Source organism: Nisaea sp., from assembly GCF_040217065.1.
GTDB lineage: Bacteria > Pseudomonadota > Alphaproteobacteria > Thalassobaculales > Thalassobaculaceae > Nisaea.
On record NZ_JAVJNX010000008.1, the window covers coordinates 1 to 15,763 of the forward strand.

General features: G+C 60.3%; 20 protein-coding genes. 15 read left to right on the forward strand and 5 right to left on the reverse strand.

The features are described from left to right. From RH950_RS09035 to RH950_RS09045, 3 genes are all read left to right on the forward strand, one after another. A partial coding sequence (locus RH950_RS09035; RefSeq protein WP_350055881.1) for an integrase core domain-containing protein occupies positions 1–233 on the forward strand: 233 nt, incomplete at its 5' end. 217 nt (positions 234–450) lie between these two features. Further along, on the forward strand, positions 451–1,377 hold the full coding sequence (locus RH950_RS09040) for an IS1595 family transposase (RefSeq protein WP_350055883.1): 927 nt from the start codon (positions 451–453) through the stop codon (positions 1,375–1,377). A gap of 232 nt (positions 1,378–1,609) precedes the next feature. Then, on the forward strand, positions 1,610–1,846 hold the full coding sequence (locus RH950_RS09045; RefSeq protein WP_350055885.1) for a DUF3892 domain-containing protein: 237 nt from the start codon (positions 1,610–1,612) through the stop codon (positions 1,844–1,846). Here the strand turns inward: RH950_RS09045 and RH950_RS09050 are convergent. Further along, positions 1,843–2,118 (reverse strand): hypothetical protein, encoded by a 276-nt coding sequence (locus tag RH950_RS09050; RefSeq protein ID WP_350055887.1) that lies wholly within the window; start codon positions 2,116–2,118, stop codon positions 1,843–1,845. The genes RH950_RS09045 and RH950_RS09050 overlap by 4 nt on opposite strands. Before the next feature lie 14 nt (positions 2,119–2,132). Between RH950_RS09050 and RH950_RS09055 the strand changes: the two genes are divergently transcribed. Together RH950_RS09055 and rlmJ are read left to right on the forward strand one after the other, a co-directional pair. Beyond that, complete coding sequence (locus RH950_RS09055; RefSeq protein ID WP_350055889.1) at positions 2,133–2,939, forward strand: hypothetical protein; 807 nt, start codon at positions 2,133–2,135, stop codon at positions 2,937–2,939. A gap of 375 nt (positions 2,940–3,314) precedes the next feature. Next, a complete protein-coding gene (rlmJ, locus tag RH950_RS09060; RefSeq protein WP_350055891.1) occupies positions 3,315–3,938 on the forward strand; it encodes a 23S rRNA (adenine(2030)-N(6))-methyltransferase RlmJ in 624 nt (207 codons plus the stop codon). Positions 3,939–4,662: 724 nt separating this feature from the next. On the opposite strand, the gene RH950_RS09065 is transcribed toward rlmJ, so the two are convergent. From RH950_RS09065 to RH950_RS09080, 4 genes are all read right to left on the reverse strand, one after another. Continuing rightward, the gene (locus RH950_RS09065) at positions 4,663–5,754 is read right to left on the reverse strand and encodes a YeeE/YedE family protein (protein ID WP_350055893.1); all 1,092 of its coding nucleotides are present in this window, start codon (positions 5,752–5,754) and stop codon (positions 4,663–4,665) included. 96 nt (positions 5,755–5,850) lie between these two features. Continuing rightward, positions 5,851–6,201 (reverse strand): ArsR/SmtB family transcription factor, encoded by a 351-nt coding sequence (locus tag RH950_RS09070; RefSeq protein ID WP_350055895.1) that lies wholly within the window; start codon positions 6,199–6,201, stop codon positions 5,851–5,853. Between the two features lie 24 nt (positions 6,202–6,225). Continuing rightward, entirely contained in the window at positions 6,226–6,741 is a 516-nt protein-coding gene (locus tag RH950_RS09075; RefSeq protein ID WP_350055897.1) for a GlcG/HbpS family heme-binding protein, read from the reverse strand. Next, positions 6,741–7,124 carry a thioredoxin domain-containing protein gene (locus RH950_RS09080; RefSeq protein WP_350055899.1) on the reverse strand — a complete coding sequence of 128 codons (384 nt, stop codon included), beginning with the start codon at positions 7,122–7,124 and terminating at the stop codon, positions 6,741–6,743. Before RH950_RS09080 ends, RH950_RS09075 begins: the two co-directional genes overlap by 1 nt. Before the next feature lie 119 nt (positions 7,125–7,243). Here RH950_RS09080 and RH950_RS09085 point away from each other — a divergent pair, with 119 nt between their 5' ends. The 10 genes from RH950_RS09085 (at position 7,244) to RH950_RS09130 (ending at position 15,760) form a co-directional block, all read left to right on the forward strand. Further along, on the forward strand, positions 7,244–7,978 hold the full coding sequence (locus RH950_RS09085) for a cytochrome c biogenesis CcdA family protein (RefSeq protein WP_350055901.1): 735 nt from the start codon (positions 7,244–7,246) through the stop codon (positions 7,976–7,978). Positions 7,979–7,989: 11 nt separating this feature from the next. Continuing rightward, positions 7,990–8,556: a thioredoxin family protein gene (locus RH950_RS09090; protein WP_350055903.1), complete on the forward strand. Its 567-nt coding sequence runs from the start codon at positions 7,990–7,992 to the stop codon at positions 8,554–8,556. A 155-nt stretch (positions 8,557–8,711) separates the two neighbouring features. After that, positions 8,712–9,173, forward strand: a complete 462-nt coding sequence (gene soxX, locus RH950_RS09095; protein ID WP_350055905.1) for a sulfur oxidation c-type cytochrome SoxX — start codon at positions 8,712–8,714, stop codon at positions 9,171–9,173. A gap of 56 nt (positions 9,174–9,229) precedes the next feature. Further along, on the forward strand, positions 9,230–9,652 hold the full coding sequence (gene soxY, locus RH950_RS09100) for a thiosulfate oxidation carrier protein SoxY (protein ID WP_350055907.1): 423 nt from the start codon (positions 9,230–9,232) through the stop codon (positions 9,650–9,652). A 20-nt stretch (positions 9,653–9,672) separates the two neighbouring features. After that, entirely contained in the window at positions 9,673–10,002 is a 330-nt protein-coding gene (gene soxZ, locus RH950_RS09105; protein ID WP_350055909.1) for a thiosulfate oxidation carrier complex protein SoxZ, read from the forward strand. 26 nt (positions 10,003–10,028) lie between these two features. Further along, positions 10,029–10,871, forward strand: a complete 843-nt coding sequence (gene soxA, locus RH950_RS09110; RefSeq protein WP_350055911.1) for a sulfur oxidation c-type cytochrome SoxA — start codon at positions 10,029–10,031, stop codon at positions 10,869–10,871. Between the two features lie 146 nt (positions 10,872–11,017). Beyond that, positions 11,018–12,709, forward strand: coding sequence for a thiosulfohydrolase SoxB (gene soxB / locus RH950_RS09115; protein WP_350055913.1), 1,692 nt, complete (start codon positions 11,018–11,020; stop codon positions 12,707–12,709). 21 nt (positions 12,710–12,730) lie between these two features. Next, positions 12,731–13,993, forward strand: a complete 1,263-nt coding sequence (gene soxC / locus RH950_RS09120) for a sulfite dehydrogenase (RefSeq protein WP_350055915.1) — start codon at positions 12,731–12,733, stop codon at positions 13,991–13,993. Further along, positions 13,977–15,020 carry a c-type cytochrome gene (locus tag RH950_RS09125; RefSeq protein WP_350055917.1) on the forward strand — a complete coding sequence of 348 codons (1,044 nt, stop codon included), beginning with the start codon at positions 13,977–13,979 and terminating at the stop codon, positions 15,018–15,020. The genes soxC and RH950_RS09125 overlap by 17 nt, the downstream gene beginning before the upstream one ends. Before the next feature lie 14 nt (positions 15,021–15,034). Continuing rightward, complete coding sequence (locus RH950_RS09130; RefSeq protein ID WP_350055919.1) at positions 15,035–15,760, forward strand: c-type cytochrome; 726 nt, start codon at positions 15,035–15,037, stop codon at positions 15,758–15,760. Positions 15,761–15,763: the final 3 nt, after the last annotated feature.

Below are 15,763 nucleotides of genomic sequence, written 5' to 3' on the forward strand. Positions count from 1 at the left end.
ACGGACGCCTCAGGGACGAGTGCCTGAACGAGACCCTGTTCGGCACGCTGGGCCACGCCTGTGCCGTGCTCAGCAACTGGAAGGAGGACTACAACACTGTCAGGCCGCACTCGAGTCTGGGAGGCAGAACGCCTTCAGAGATCGCCAGGCAAGCAGGTCCGGGGCATGCCCCGGACCTGCTTGCCATCACATTAACAACAAGCCATCAATTGATCACCGGGCTCTACCAATAGCCGGAGGAAACTCGGGGCTCAGGTCACGTGGGAGACAGATTCGGGAATGGGCAGTCTGTTCGATGCTAGCCCAATTCCTTTGGCTCTGCTGACCTATCTCCAATAAACCTCATGCTCTACCCCGCGCGCCCCGAAGCGGAAGTGCGGGAAGTATCCGGTTGACGTACCACACTTGAATTCCTATATTTGAGTTACCGCAGCAAAGGGGGCGGGACTCATGTTCAAGCTAGACCTCACAAACCCGATCTACTCCGATAACGATAAAGCCCGTGAGCACCTTGAAGCCATCATGTGGCCGCATGGTCCGGTCTGCCCCCGCTGCCAGGTATCCGGTGATCGCATCACCAAGCTCAAAGGCAAATCCACCCGTCCGGGCGTCTACAAGTGCAAGGACTGCCGCAAGCCGTTCTCCGTCACGGTCGGGACCGTCATGGAGCGTAGCAAGATCCCCCTGACCAAGTGGCTGCTGGCGGCTCAACTAAAGGCAGCCAGCAAGAAGGGCATCAGCGCCAAGCAGTTGGAACGGATGCTCGGCATCACTTACGAGTCCGCGTGGTTCCTGACCCATCGCCTGAACGAAGCCGCTACGCCAAAGACACCCGGCCCTATAGGCGGTTCCAACAAGGTCGTGGAAGCCGATGAGACCTATATCGGCGGCAAAGCACGCAACAAAGCCTTTGGTCCGCCGCCGAAGAAGATGGCCGTTCTCACCTTCGTTGAGCGCGAAGGCGAATCTCGTTCTTTCCATGTCCCGAACGTAACAGCCAAGACCCTGCGCCCGCTGATCGTGAAAACCGCAGACCGCAAGTCACACCTGATGACGGACGAAAGCCCGGTCTATCCGAAGGTGGGCCGTGAGTTCGCCGGACACTCTGCCGTGAACCACTCCAAAGACGAGTACGCCCGCGCCGGTGGCTTCATCCACAGCAACACCGCAGAGAGCTATTTCGCAATCCTCAAGCGGGGCATCTACGGCACGTTCCACAGCATTAGCGAAGCCCACCTGCATCGGTATCTGGCAGAGTTCGATTTCCGCTATGCACATCGCAAGATGAGCGACACCGAGACGACTATCGCCCTGCTCAAAGCGGCAGCCGGTAAGCGGCTGATGTACCATCAACCTCGTGAGGCCGGTCACGCCTAAGCAGAAGGCGCGAGCCTTCATCCGCTGGCGGCGGCGAATCTAACCACAACCAGAGCAATTCGATTCGGGATTCACAGAATCGCGTTACGTGCAACCCCATGATTCAATAGAACAAATCCTGAACACTTGATTTTGTCCCGAATTTGAGAGAAATGCGGGGTGGGGAATGCACGCAGTTTCGCGACCCGTGCTTCCCCCACCTCCCGCAACACCATGATCAAAGGAGCTTGTCATGGCGAAAGAAAGAAAAGTCATTAATGCCCGCGCTGACGCGGAAGGAGACATTACCCACGTTCTTCTCGAAGGCAACCAGCGTTTCACATCCGTTGGCGAAGCCATGCGGATGGCCGACGCGGGGCAACTGAGCAACGCCCACACCGTCCGCAGGCAAAATGCCAAACCGCACCTTCGGACGAACCCCGACGGGCAGAAGCGCAACAACCTCGACGATATGGCTGGCGACACTTAACCAACCGTCAGATGGGCGTCTCGTTCGATTGGCTGTCCGGCGCGCAGATCGTCTAGATTCTTATAAACGTCAGCGATCATGCGACCGTCAGATTGCGATTTAATAACCGCAACTCTGAATTTGCCGTCCATGACGACGAACTCGTGCTTCGGCGTCCTGTCGCGCTCTGGACGCGGCTGCGGCGGTGTGCGCAACAGATTGCCTAGAAGCTCGTCGCGGCGCTTCTCAGCTTCTTCCTGCGGGTAGTCGCTGTCCGTCTTAGCTTTCTTCACGGATCACCTCAGCCATGTATGTGAAAAACTGCATTTACTGCGGATCAACCGATCTTAACGCAGAACATGTGTTCGGCGATTGGCTCAAGAATTTCTTGCCCAGGAAAAACAAAAAAAGGGCGGTCGCCTTCTTTCGTGGCGGCAAGAAAGACAACAAGCCACAGCCGACCTCAATGAATGTGATAAACCCGAGAAACTCGCCGCTCGTCAGCTGGAAAATTCGGTGCGTGTGCAAAACCTGCAATTCTGGATGGATGGGGGACGTTCAAGAAAATGCCAAACTCGTCGTTGGCCCAATGACGAATGGGAAATCCATCCTATTGGACCACGCATCCAAAGCCGCCATTGCGGCTTGGGCGACGAGCGTGGCGGTAACTGTTGAATACGACAGGCATCACGCGCCAGCCATCACACCGGAGCAGCGCAGCGCATTTCGAGAGAAAAAACTAGCCCCCGACACCTTCAAAATCTGGATCGGCAAATACGACTGCCCAGACGACCGGTCAGTTTTTGCGAAATCAACCCACTCAATCTACACTGAAGCAGAGATATTAGCCGACCCGAACAAAGATCCGACTATTCAGAACACGCAAACCTGCGCCTTTGGAGTCGGAAAGCTCTATGTACTGGTCTTCAGCTCCCCGCATCATGAAATGCTCGACATGGTGAGGATCAAACCCAAGGCCGCTGCCGTGCTCGACCAAATTTGGCCCCCGTCTCCGGGAACACTCTGGTGGCCTAAGCGCGCAATGACTGACAGCGATGCCTATTCCATTGCCACCGCACTCCGCCGAGAAATCCTGAAAATAACCCAAAACTAGCGCCGGCCTGTCGCCCATTTAAGTAATTCCGATTCGTGGTACGTCAACCGTATAGTTCCCGGAAGTGCAGATAAAGGAAGAGCATTTCATGGGAGTGCGAGCATGTTCGACGTCGTTCGGTGTTTTTTGAATCGCAATAATTAGAAAATCTGACCCCGAATAAAGGAAGTTACGCCAAATGTTTTTTGTGATTGGTCTTCGGTCGATTTTAGACAGTGCTTGCGAGTGTAGGTCCTTGATCAAACTCAGCCCCCGCAACCAAATAAAACAACGGCTTGACCATAAAGGTTAAGCCATTGTTTGCTGCCCGGAAATCAGCTCGTATCAGTCTGGAGCAAGACCGATGCTGTCCTATCAGCATGCTTACCACGCGGGTTGCCTCGCCGATGTTCTCAAGCATGGAGCCCTCGCGGCCCTCCGCACGCATCTTCGGCAAAAGCCGAAACCGCTCAGCTATCTCGAAACCCGTGCCGGTCGCGCGGTCTACGATCTCTCCTCCGCGGAGTCCGAGAAGCCGGGGAGGCGAAGGCCGGGGTCCTGAAACTGGTTGCCGACGGCGCCATTCCCGCGGATCAGCCGCTGGCGGAGGCGACGCGGATGACCGAGCGGAGGTTCGGCGCGGGCTTCTATCCCGGTTCGCCGCTGATCGCCGCTCAGCTGCTCAGATCGACCGACGTGATCCATCTGATGGAGATGCATCCGGCGGAGCACAAAGCGCTGAAACGCGCCATGCGTGGGCACAATGTCCATATCCATCAGCGGGATGGCTACGAAGGGGTTCTTGCGATCTCGCCGCCGACACCGCGCCGCGGGCTGGTACTGATTGATCCGAGTTACGAAATCAAGACCGAGTATCTCCGCGTCGCCGACTTCGTTATCGGCCTGCACGAAAAATGGCCGCAGGCGACCGTCATGGTCTGGTACCCCATTCTGAAGGCCGGGCTGCACGAGGCCATGGCGGCGCGTCTCGTCGGATCTGCCGGATATGGTGCGCCGTGAGGTCCGCTTCCGCGGCAACTCTGGCGCGCCAGGCATGATTGGTAGCGGCCTGGTTATCATTAACACCCCCAGGGGGGCGGATGCCGCGCTTCGGGCGGCCGAACGGATGCTCGATCCCGTGCTTGTCAGGCCGGCGGGGTGAGTGATGGACCCGTGTCAGGTGTGGCCTCGATGAGGGCTGTGCTCTCGGCGCCGGGCCGTGCGACCTCTTTCCCAGCATCCGGTCTTGCGTCTGGCGTTCGCCATGCGCCGTTCCGCGACAATATCATTTGAACATGTCACTATCACAGCGCTGGCTGCCGTCGATTGCAGCCGGCTGATCGTTGCAGTCATCACCGCGCCGTTCCGGCGCTGGGTCGCTGCATTTTGGAAGGAAAGACCATGGCCAAGGGCAATAACCGGCGTGGAAACAAAGAGGCCAAGAAGCCGAAACGGGAGAAAGACAAAATCCTGGCAACCGCAAACTCGTTCACGCCAAAGTCGCCGGTCTCTCTCGGGGGGAAAAAGGCCAAATAGCTCCGGGAGGCAGCTGTTCCGGCACTGTGCCCCGGGGCCGGGAGAGATATTTCGCATTGCCATTGGGCTCCGGACCGATCAATGGGTCCGGAGCCTGCCCCAGGAAATGCACCGGTGGTGCATTTCCCATCTTTTCATGGCCGTTTTCGCGCCGGATTGCGCTGGCGAGATGCGCCAGCCATGTGCCGCGAAATCCGTCAGCGCCGCATCAGGGTTGTGATCCCGGGTCGCGGCGAAGCAGGGCGCGAAGAGCCCGGACGGGCAGCAGCAGAGTATCGGTCATCTGCCGGCCCTCGACCAGATATCGCAATCCGAGAATGGCGCCGACGCCAATCGCTGCTGCGGTGACCGGCGCGCTCCAGGCCAGAACCGAAAATGCGGAGAGACCCTGTCCGACGGAGCATCCAAGCGCGATCACCCCGCCGAAGCCCATCAGGACAGCTCCGAAGATCTGCCGGCGCAGCTCGCCCGGATCGTCACAGGCTTCCCAGTGGAACTGATGCCGGATCCGGGCGCCGAGCAGGGCGCCGCACAGCACGCCGCAGACCGACCCGACAGAGAACCCGCCGGGCGGGCCGCCGACCCCCATGACCTGCAGCACCATCTCGCCCAGGGGCATGGTGAAGCTGTGGGATTCAACTGGAATCGGGTCGAACCCGGTTTGCGCAATGTAGCTGGTTCCCCACCAGGCCGCGCTGCAGGACAGACCGATCAGGACCGACCAGAACACGGCCGCACGGTTGCCGATGAAATGCGGGTCGGTGAGAGCCGGTGTGATCAGCAGAACGGCAAGGCCGAGGGCAACGTAGAGCACCGGGATACCGGTATGCTCCGCGATCGACCGGGCTATGGATCCCGCGGCCGGGTCCGCCGCCTCGCTCCGCGGGAACAAGGTCGTCCGGAGTTCCGCCAGCGGGCCGACCGCGGCCATATAGGCGGCAATGCCGATAACCATGACAATGAGGACGGACCGGATGTCTCCGCCGCCGACACGGGCCAGGGCGCCGAATCCGCAATTGCCGGCAAGCGCCATGCCGATGCCGAACATCAGGCCGCCGATGACCGAGGCGGAGAGGCTGAATTCGAACCGGAGATAAGCGGCATCCTCGACCGTCGCCCAGCCGAGGGTTGCAAGCACAGCGGTTGCCGCGACCGCAACCCCGATCGCCATCGGCCACATCATGATCCGGTCCCGGTTCCCGCCATAGAGCGCATCCTCGATTGCGCCAAGGGTACAGAATCGCGGAATGCGTGCGGCAAGGCCCAGAATGGCACCTGTGGCAAAGCCGACCAGAGTCACTGCGAGCGATTCTGACAGGGCAAACATCACGGGAGTGTGGCGTTTTGCGCCATGGGAGTCGATCCGGAGTTATGACGGCGCACGTCGCTCAGGGGCCTATATGGCCGGTTCCGCCTCGTCCTTGCAGAACATGTCGTAGAGCAGTTCGAGCATACGCACCGCACGCTCGTCCTTCAGACTGTAATAGATGGTCTTGCCGTCGCGGCGGTGATTGACCAGACCTTCAAGCCGGAGCCGAGCCAGCTGCTGCGAAACAGCAGCCTGCCGGGAAGAGAGCAATTCCTCCAGCTCGGTCACGGACTTCTCGCCCGTGGCCAGCTGGCAGAGAATCAGGAGCCGCCCTTCATGCGCCAGCGCCTTCATGAACTCCGTCGCATGTTTGGCGTTTTCGACCATCACGTCGAATTCGGCGTCTGTAACGGATTCGTCCAGGACGGGCAGGGGCATAGGTGGGCTCCGGAAGTAGCTGTGCTAGAAATCTAGGAATTCCTGGATGGTTTCAAGAGCCTTTTGGGCACAGGCGTCGTCCAGATCGGCTCCGGGAGCGCCGGAGATCCCGATCGCGCCGATCAGGTTGCCCGCCGCCAGAACCGGAACGCCGCCGCCAAGGACGAGGGCGTTGGTGATGTCCGGCAGGTGGGCCATCACGGGCTCGGTCTCGACCAGGGCGGTGAGATCCAGAGTGGAGGTTCGAAAACTCGCTGCCGTCCAGGCCTTGCGGGTTGCCGTGTCGATGGTATGTGCACCGGCAAAACGATCCCGCAGCAGAACCTGGGTCAGTCCTGCCCTGTCGACCACGGCGACGGCCACCTGATATCCGGCCTCCTGACAGATCTTCAGCGCCGCCTTCGCGAGATCAAGCGCGACCTCGGGCTTCATCGACTCCTGGGAAACCAGCGCATCGGCATTCTGCGCATTGGATTGCTGAATTGGCGCAAGAACCAGCAGCGCGGCCAGTAGGGAGCATGCGAAAATCGTCTGTTTCATCAGTCGTTTCCTTCCGTCGGCGGGATTTTCCGCGTCTTTTTGTCGAGAAGCCGGGCAAGCAGCGGCCAGAAGAAATCCTCGCCCGGATAGCCTTCGATGCGGCCGGTCTCCGCCCCGTCATCAAGCAGGATGAAGGTCGGTGTGAAGTGGACCTGGCCCTTTATCTTCAGATCCGCCGGCCAGGGATCGAAAAGGTCCTGCCGGCGCAGCGGTGCCCGCTTTCCCTCCTCCGTCAGATGGTAGACTACGCCGATCTCCGTGTTCCAGGCCGCGCACCATTCGCAGTTCGCCTGCTCGACCATCAGCAGCTCGCTCGCGGCGCGGGCGTGTCCGGCCCCTGCCGCTGCCGAGAAGGCTGCGGCCAGGATCGTGGCCGCAGCCAACAATTTCTTGCTTTGTCGCAATTGAGCATGGAACATAATAACAAATTCTAATGTGAGAATATGTTGACCGCAAGCTCGGTCGGGGAAACGCAGGAAAGAATCAGGAAAATGGGCTTCAAATGGGATTTGACATAGGGGTAGGCGGGGCCTTCATCGCCGGTCTGGCATCGTTCCTCACGCCCTGCATTCTGCCGATCGTTCCATTCTACCTCTGCTATATCGCCGGGGTTTCCATGAACGAGATTTCAGATGCAGACAGTGATGGTGCGGCGCGCCGGAAGGTGGTGCTGTCCGCCATTCTGTTTTCGGCTGGCGTGATCACCGTCTTTGTCGGTCTCGGCGCCAGTGCGTCCGTCTTCGGCCAGCAATTGCGCGAATATTTTGACATTCTGCGATATGTGGCGGCGGTTGTGATCGCGGCGATGGGGCTGCATTTTCTCGGATGGGTGAAAATCCCCCTGCTGTACCGGCAGGCGCGGATGGATGTCGCGGCACCGGCCGGGCTGATCGGCCCCTATCTGGTCGGGCTGGCCTTCGCCTTTGGCTGGACCCCTTGCGTCGGCCCGGTCCTGGCGATGATCCTGTTCAGCGCCAGCGCCGCGGAGACGGTGCAGCACGGTGCGTTTCTGCTGTTCGCATATGGCGTCGGCATGACCCTGCCGTTCATTCTCGCCGGTCTGTTCTTTGGACCGTTCATGCGCTGGATGAAATCAGTGCGCCGCTACCTCGGAGCAATCGAGAAAGGCATTGGCGCCACGCTGCTGGTCTTCGCAGTGCTGATCGGGACCAACACGGTCGGCGTCATTGCCCAGTGGATGATCGACACTTTCCCGGCATTCGGAACCATCGGATAAGGAGACAGGACATGACGCGTGTGATTTTTGGGCTGCTCGCTGCGTTGCTGGTCATCTGCCCGGCAGTGGCAGAGGTCGGTGAGGACGGCCTGCACAAGAAGCCGTGGTTCACGGTCACCTTCAAGGATGTGGCCGAGGATATCGCCGAGGCGGAGAGCCAGGGCAAGCGTCTCGCCATGATCTTCGAGCAGCGCGGCTGCATCTATTGCAAGCAGCTGCATGAGGGACCGTTGTCCGACCCGGAAGTCGTTGATTTCATAAAGGCGAACTTCGTTGTCGTTCAGTACAATCTGTTCGGTGATGAGGAAGTCACGGATCTGGACGGCACGGCTCTGCCGGAGAAGGACATGGCCAAACGCTGGGGCGTGGTGTTCACGCCGACGATCCTTTTCATGCCCGAACAGGTGCCGGACGGCGAGAATGCCGGGCGCGCTGCCGTGGCTGCAATGCCCGGGGCCTTCGGCAAGTGGACCACGACGAACATGTTCGCCTGGGTCCGGGAGAAAGGGTACGAGGGCGAGGAGCATTTCCAGAAATATCATGCCCGCCGCTTCCTCGAACAACAGAAGACGCAGTAAGGCTGGCCGGAAGCTTCCTCAAGAGGGCATATGCCTGTAACGCAACAACAAATTCAAAGATATGAATTTGTTGTTGCGTTGAATTGGAATTTCCGGTCTCTTTAATTTAAAGGTCAGTCAAAGAGCTGTCCGACAAAAAAACGGGAGGAGATCCGGTGATCAGGATTGTAGTCACCACTGCGTTCGCGCTGCTGCTTGGAATTTCGGGGGTTTCCGCCGAGACGGTCAAGCCTGCCGACGTCAAGATTGTCGATGGGGCGATCACGCAGCCGCTTACCAATGAACCGGGCGATGCCGAGAAGGGCCGCAAGTGGTTCATGGGCCGGAAACTGGGCAATTGCCTGGCCTGTCACGTGAACAAGGATCTGGCCGACCAGCCGTATCACGGCGAGGTGGGGCCACCTCTCGATGGTGTGGCCGGCCGCTGGACTCCGGCTGAATTGCGGGCAATCGTCGTCAATTCGAAAGAGGCCATTTCGCCGGAAACCATCATGCCTGGCTTCTACCGCGATAGCGGTATGAACAGGGTTGCGGAAAAGTTCGTCGGCAAGACGATCCTCTCGGCACAGCAGGTCGAGGATGTCGTCGCCTACCTGATGACGCTGAAAGAAGAATAGGCGCGAACCGCGGGCCCAGGGCCTCGGACGAGCGACATTAAACGGAGGAATATCCTATGCAGATGACACGGCGTGACCTGTTCGCGCTTGCTGCCGGTCTGGCTGCCGTTGGCCTGATACAGGTTCCGGCAAATGCGAGCGAGGACGCAGTCGAAGCGGCCATCAAGAAATTCGCCGGTGGCATGCCGGAGACAGGCGGAGTCGAGATCGGTGCTCCGGAAATCGCGGAGAACGGAAACACTGTTCCGATCGAAGTATCCGCCGACGGTGCGACCGAGATCATGATCCTGGCGGCCGGAAACCCGAATCCGGGTGTCGGAACGTTCCACTTCACCAAGGCCAGCGCCGAGAGCCGTGCGTCCACGCGTATCCGCCTGGCGGGCACGCAGGACATCGTTGCCGTCGCGAAGATGGCTGACGGTTCGACGAAAATGGCCCGGCGCGAAGTCAAGGTGACGATCGGCGGCTGCGGCGGCTAAAGACCCGAGGAGACAAGACTATGGCGAATATCAAACCCCGCGTGAAGGTGCCGAAGTCGGCGAAAGTCGGCGAAGCGGTCACGATCAAGACCCTGATCAGTCATCCGATGGAGTCGGGACAGCGCAAGGACCGGAAAACCGGCGAGCTCATCCCCCGCAAGATCATCAACAAGTTTGTCGCCAAATTTAACGGCACGGACGTGTTCTGGATGGACATGGAGCCGGCCATTGCCGCGAACCCCTATGTCGAGTTTTCGGTCAAGCTGACGGAATCGGGAACCATGCGGTTCGAATGGACCGACGATGACGGCTCCGTCTACGACATCGAGAAAAAGATCTCCGTCGCTTGAATGAGCGGAGACAAGGGAGGGATGACATGAAAAAACTCTTGGCAATGGGGGTGATCGGACTCTTCGCAGCGACAATGAGTGCGGCGCTGGCCGACGAAAATGCCGAACTGGTGGTCGAGGGTCAGACCTTCGTCACCAAGCTGGACGCGCCGGCGGACTCGCCTTTTTCGGAAATCCTGTCGGGATGGCGTTTCCGGAATGACGAAACCCAGTCCCTGCAGACCGACGATTTCGAGAACCCGGCGATGATCTTCGCCGAGTACGGTCAGGAGCTGTGGGAGACCGCCGACGGGGCTGACGGAAAGTCTTGCGCGGACTGTCATGGCGATGCCGCCGAAAGCATGAAGGGGCTGCGTGCCGGCATGCCGAAATGGCACGAGGGCAAGAAGACGCTGTTCGCGCTTGAAGACCACATCAACTGGTCCCGTGAAGAGCATCAGAAGGCCAAGCCGTGGAAATGGGAAAGCCAGGAAATGCTGGCAATGACCTCCTATATCGGCCTGCAGTCGCGGGGCATGCCGGTCAATGTCAAGACCGACGGACCGGCGGCCGAATGGTGGGAGCGGGGCAAGGAGCTCTATTACACCCGTGTCGGTCAGCTGGACATGGCGTGCGCCAATTGCCATGAGGATAACTACGGAAACATGATCCGGGCCGACCATCTGAGCCAGGGCCATACCAATGGCTTTCCGGTCTATCGCCTGAAGTGGCAGGGGATGGGCTCCATCCACCGCCGTTTCAAGGGATGCATGGATAACATTCGGGCCACACCATACAAGCGCGGTTCGGACGAGTTTACGGCCCTCGAACTCTATCTTGCATCGCGTGGTCAGGGCCTCTCGGTCGAGACGCCGGCACTGCGCAATTGATCCGGCCGGCACCCGGGAGCCGCGTGTTCCCGGGTGCCGCCGCAGACTGAAAAAAATTCGCATCATCTTCCGTCGCCTGAACCGCAGGACGTTTCAGCAGGGAGAGCTATGTCCCGAAGCGGGACCCGACGAAGGAGTTCCATGTCATGTTGTCGCGCCGCGATTTCCTCCAGGCATCGTTTGCCGCGTCCGCGATCGTCGGTCTGAGCGGGTTCGGGAACTGGGCCAAGCTCGCCGCACAGCAGCGTCTCACACAGGATCAGCTGCTGAACTTCGAGACCACAGGCAATGTCACACTGGTGCATCTGACCGACTGTCACGCCCAGCTCATGCCGGTCTGGTTCCGTGAGCCTTCGATCAATATCGGCGTTGGCCAGTCTGCCGGGCTGCCGCCGCATATTTCCGGCAAGAAGTTTCTCGATACCTATGGACTCGAACCGGGCTCCCCCGAGGCATATGCGCTGAGCTCGGAAGATTTTGTCGCCCTTGCCCGGGAATATGGCCAGCTCGGCGGTTTCGACCGGATCTCCACGGTTCTGAAGTCAATCCGTGCCGACCGGCCGGATGCGCTGTTCCTCGATGGTGGTGACACATGGCACGGCTCCTTGACCGCCCTGCGCACGCAGGGCCAGGACATGGTCAATGTCATGAACGGGCTGAAGCCGGATGCGATGACCTCCCATTGGGAGTTCACCTACGGCATCGACCGGGTGACCGAGATTGTCGACGCGTTGCCGTTCCCGTTCCTCGGCGCCAACATCTTTGACAGTGAATGGAACGAGCCGGCCTACGATTCCCACAAGATGTTCGAGCGCGGGGGCGTCAAGGTCGCCGTCATCGGCCAGGCCTTCCCGTATCTGCCGATCGCGAATCCGGGCTGGATGTTCCCGAATCTCTCCTTCGGTATCCGCGAGCAGCGCATGCGCGAGGTGGTCGAGGAAGTGCGCGGCGATGGCGCCGAGCTTGTCGTCGTGCTGTCCCACAACGGGTTCGACGTCGATCGAAAGATGGCGCAGCAGGTCGAGGGCATCGACGTCATCCTGTCCGGACATACGCACGATGCCCTGCCGGAACCCGTGCAGGTCGGCAATACGCTGGTGGTCGCATCGGGCTCGCACGGCAAGTTCGTCTCCCGTCTCGATCTCGATGTCCGCGAGGGCGGCGTGAAGGGGTTCAACTACCGCCTGATCCCGATTTTCTCGGATGTCATCGCGCCCGATCCGGAAATGACGGCACTGGTCGATGCCCAGCGGGCGCCGTTCAAGACGGAGCTCGGCGAGGTGATCGGCCAGACCGAGTCCCTGCTGTATCGGCGTGGCAATTTCAACGGGACCTGGGACGACCTGATCTGCCAGGCCCTGCTGGAGGAACGCGAAGCCGATATCGCGCTTTCGCCGGGCTTCCGCTGGGGGCCGAGCCTGCTGCCGGGTGACGATATCACCCGCGAGGACATCTATGGCGCGACGGCGATGACCTATCCCAACGTCTATCGCAGCGAGATGACGGGCGAGCTGATCCACACCATTCTCGAGGATGTCGGCGACAACCTGTTCAATCCGGATCCCTATTATCAGCAGGGCGGCGATATGGTCCGCGTCGGAGGCATGGGCTACACGATCGATGTCTCCAAGCCGATCGGCAGCCGCATCTCGGAGATGACCCTGCTAAAAACCGGCGAGGCAATCGACCCGGGCAAGTCCTACGTGGTCGCAGGCTGGGCGTCGGTAAACGAGAACACCGAGGGCCCGCCGATCTACGACCTTGTCGAGAGCTATATCGCCCGCAAGGGACGGATCGAGATCACCCCGAATTCAGCCGTGAAGACAATTGCCGGATAGACCGTGCCGGAGGCAGGAAAGATGACCGACAAGACACCCTCACCCACCTCGCGCAGGACCTTCCTGAAAGGCGGCCTGGCGGCTGGTGGCGCGCTCGCCGCCGCGCCGGCATTGGCCGCCGGCGATCCCGCGATCCTCGAGCTTCAGCCCTGGGCTAACCAGCTTGGCGAGGGCGTTGACGTAAAACCCTACGGCACGCCGTCCCCGTATGAAGCCCATGTCCGCCGCCGGAATGTTCCCTGGCTGACCGCCGACCCGGTAAGCTCGATCAACTTCACGCCATTGCATGAACTGGACGGTGTGATCACGCCGAACGGGCTTTGTTTCGAGCGCCATCACAGTGGTGTCGCGGAAGTCGATCCGGCCAAGTACCGCCTGATGATCAACGGGCTGGTCGAGCGCGAGCTGGTCTTCACGATGCAGGATCTGAAGCGTTTTCCCCGGGAGAACCGCGCCTATTTCCTGGAATGCGCAGCCAACAGCGGCATGGAATGGCGCGGCGCACAGCTCAACGGCTGCCAATTCACCCATGGAATGATCCACAATGTCATCTATACCGGCATCCCGCTGAAGACGATCCTCGAGGAAGCCGGTCTCAAGACCAACGCGAAATGGATCATGCCGGAAGGTGCCGACGCCGCGGCCATGACCCGTTCCGTGCCGATCGAGAAGGCCCTCGACGACTGTCTGGTCGCCTTTGCCATGAACGGCGAGGCACTGCGCCCGGAGCAAGGCTATCCGGTGCGTCTGGTGGTGCCAGGATGGGAAGGCAACATGTGGGTCAAGTGGCTGCGCCGCATCGAAGTCGGCGACATGCCCTGGCATCATCGCGAGGAAACCTCGAAATACACCGATCTCATGGCGAACGGGAAAGCGCGCCGCTTCACCTGGGAGATGGACGCCAAGTCGGTGATCACAAATCCGAGCCCGCAGGCGCCAATCCTGCACGGCAAAGGCAAGACCATCATTACAGGCGTTGCCTGGTCCGGGCGCGGCAGCATCAAGGAAGTGCACGTCACCACCGATGGCGGCCGCAACTGGCGCCAGGCCCGGATCGACGGTCCGTCCTGGGACAAGTCGATGCACCGCTTCTATTACGAGTTCGACTGGGACGGCAGCCCGCTGCTCCTGCAGTCGCGCGCCGTCGACAGCACCGGATACGTGCAGCCGACCAAGAACGAACTGCGCGCCGTTCGTGGCGAGAATTCGATCTATCACAATAATGGAATCCAGACCTGGCACGTCACTGCGAACGGGGAGGCCGAGAATGTCGAGGTTTCTTAATCTTGCGGCCCTGACCGTTGTCGCAGGTCTCGCCGGGCCTGCCATGGCGGAGCCGACCGGGCTCGGGCGCCCGGCCACGCCGGATGAGGTTGCTGCCTGGGATATCGATGTGCGCCCCGATGGCGTTGGGCTGCCTGAAGGCAGTGGCTCGGTGGCGGACGGCGAGCCGATTTTCTCGGAACGCTGCGCCTCCTGCCATGGTGATTTCGGCGAGGCCGTCGATCGCTGGCCCGTGCTGGCCGGCGGTCGGGACACCCTGACCAGTGCCCGCCCGGTCAAGACGATCGGCTCCTACTGGCCTTATCTCTCGACGGTCTGGGATTACGTACACCGGGCCATGCCGTTCGGGGACGCCCAGTCCCTGACGGCTGACGAGACCTACTCGGTGACGGCCTATCTGCTCTATCTGAACGACATGGTCGATGAAGATTTCGAGCTCAGCCGGGACAATTTCAGCGAAGTGGTGATGCCGAACGCCGGAGGATTCTATCCGGATGACCGTATGGAGACTGCCGTCTGGAAGAACCGCACGCCCTGCATGACGGACTGCAAGTCCGAGGTGAAGATCACCGCCCGTGCCCAGGTCGTCGACGTGACGCCGGACGATCCGACATCTAAACGTTCTGCAGCCGCCCCGGCTGCGGATGAGGCAGCGCCGGCAAAAGAGGAAACGACCGAGGTTGCCGCCGCTCCCGCGGTGGATCCGGCGCTGGTCAAGGACGGCGAGAAGGTCTTCAAGAAATGCAAGGCCTGCCATGCTGTCGGTGACAAGGCCAAGCACAAGATCGGGCCGCACCTGAACGGTATCTTCGGGCGAACCGCTGGTGCTGCGGAAGGTTTCAAGAAATACTCCAAGGATATGAAACAGGCCGGGGATGATGGTCTGGTTTGGGATGAGGAAACGCTCGCGACCTTCCTTGCCAAGCCCAGGTCGATGATCAAGCGGACCAAGATGGCCTTTGCCGGATTGAAGAAGGAAGACGACCTGACGGCGGTGATTGCTTACCTGAAGGCGATGGCCAAGTAGGAAAGGGTATCCGGATGAGTGTGTGTACGGCGCTCATTATCAAGGCACTCAGCCTTGCCATGGTGCTTGCCGTCTCGCCTGCTGCCGGTCCGGTCGCCGCGAGTGAACTCGGGGATCCGACAGCCGGCGCCCGGTTGTTCCAGGTCTGCAAGGCGTGTCACCGGGTCGGCGAAGGCGCGCGAAACGGCGTCGGCCCGCACCTCAACGGAGTGTTTGGCCGCGTCGCCGGTTCGGTCGAGGCTTTCCGGTATTCCGAAGGATTGATCCGGGCCGGGGCCGATGGCCTGGTCTGGACGACGGACAGTCTCGACGCCTATCTCGAAAACCCAAAAAGCCTGGTGTCGCGGACGCGGATGAATTTCATCGGCATGCCAAGTGCCGAGGACCGGTCGCATGTCATCGCCTATCTGCGCGGATTCTCCGACAAGCCGAGCGATATTCCGGAAGCGGAACCCACATTGACAGCGACCGACCATGATCTGGATCCGGCCATTCTCGTCATCGTTGGCGATCCGGATTACGGCGAATATCTTTCCGGCGAATGCATGACCTGCCATCATTCGAGCGGCGCGGACAATGGAATACCGTCGATCACGGGGTGGCCGCGGGAGGATTTTGTCGTCGCCATGCATGCCTACAAGAAAGAGATCCGCGCGCATCCGGTCATGCAGATGATCGCTGGGCGATTGTCGGACGAAGAGATCGCGGGTTTAGCGGCGTATTTCGAAGGCCTCGAATAAACG

What these genes read in the sequence shown, in the direction of transcription:
- RH950_RS09040 (WP_350055883.1), top strand. Translation starts at nt 451, where the DNA reads ATGTTCAAGCTAGACCTCACAAACCCGATCTACTCCGATAACGATAAA.
- RH950_RS09045 (WP_350055885.1), top strand. Translation starts at nt 1,610, where the DNA reads ATGGCGAAAGAAAGAAAAGTCATTAATGCCCGCGCTGACGCGGAAGGA.
- RH950_RS09055 (WP_350055889.1), top strand. Translation starts at nt 2,133, where the DNA reads ATGTATGTGAAAAACTGCATTTACTGCGGATCAACCGATCTTAACGCA.
- RH950_RS09070 (WP_350055895.1), bottom strand. Translation starts at nt 6,201, where the DNA reads ATGCCCCTGCCCGTCCTGGACGAATCCGTTACAGACGCCGAATTCGAC.
- RH950_RS09075 (WP_350055897.1), bottom strand. Translation starts at nt 6,741, where the DNA reads ATGAAACAGACGATTTTCGCATGCTCCCTACTGGCCGCGCTGCTGGTT.
- RH950_RS09085 (WP_350055901.1), top strand. Translation starts at nt 7,244, where the DNA reads ATGGGATTTGACATAGGGGTAGGCGGGGCCTTCATCGCCGGTCTGGCA.
- RH950_RS09090 (WP_350055903.1), top strand. Translation starts at nt 7,990, where the DNA reads ATGACGCGTGTGATTTTTGGGCTGCTCGCTGCGTTGCTGGTCATCTGC.
- soxY (WP_350055907.1), top strand. Translation starts at nt 9,230, where the DNA reads ATGCAGATGACACGGCGTGACCTGTTCGCGCTTGCTGCCGGTCTGGCT.
- soxZ (WP_350055909.1), top strand. Translation starts at nt 9,673, where the DNA reads ATGGCGAATATCAAACCCCGCGTGAAGGTGCCGAAGTCGGCGAAAGTC.
- soxA (WP_350055911.1), top strand. Translation starts at nt 10,029, where the DNA reads ATGAAAAAACTCTTGGCAATGGGGGTGATCGGACTCTTCGCAGCGACA.
- soxB (WP_350055913.1), top strand. Translation starts at nt 11,018, where the DNA reads ATGTTGTCGCGCCGCGATTTCCTCCAGGCATCGTTTGCCGCGTCCGCG.
- soxC (WP_350055915.1), top strand. Translation starts at nt 12,731, where the DNA reads ATGACCGACAAGACACCCTCACCCACCTCGCGCAGGACCTTCCTGAAA.
- RH950_RS09125 (WP_350055917.1), top strand. Translation starts at nt 13,977, where the DNA reads ATGTCGAGGTTTCTTAATCTTGCGGCCCTGACCGTTGTCGCAGGTCTC.
- RH950_RS09130 (WP_350055919.1), top strand. Translation starts at nt 15,035, where the DNA reads ATGAGTGTGTGTACGGCGCTCATTATCAAGGCACTCAGCCTTGCCATG.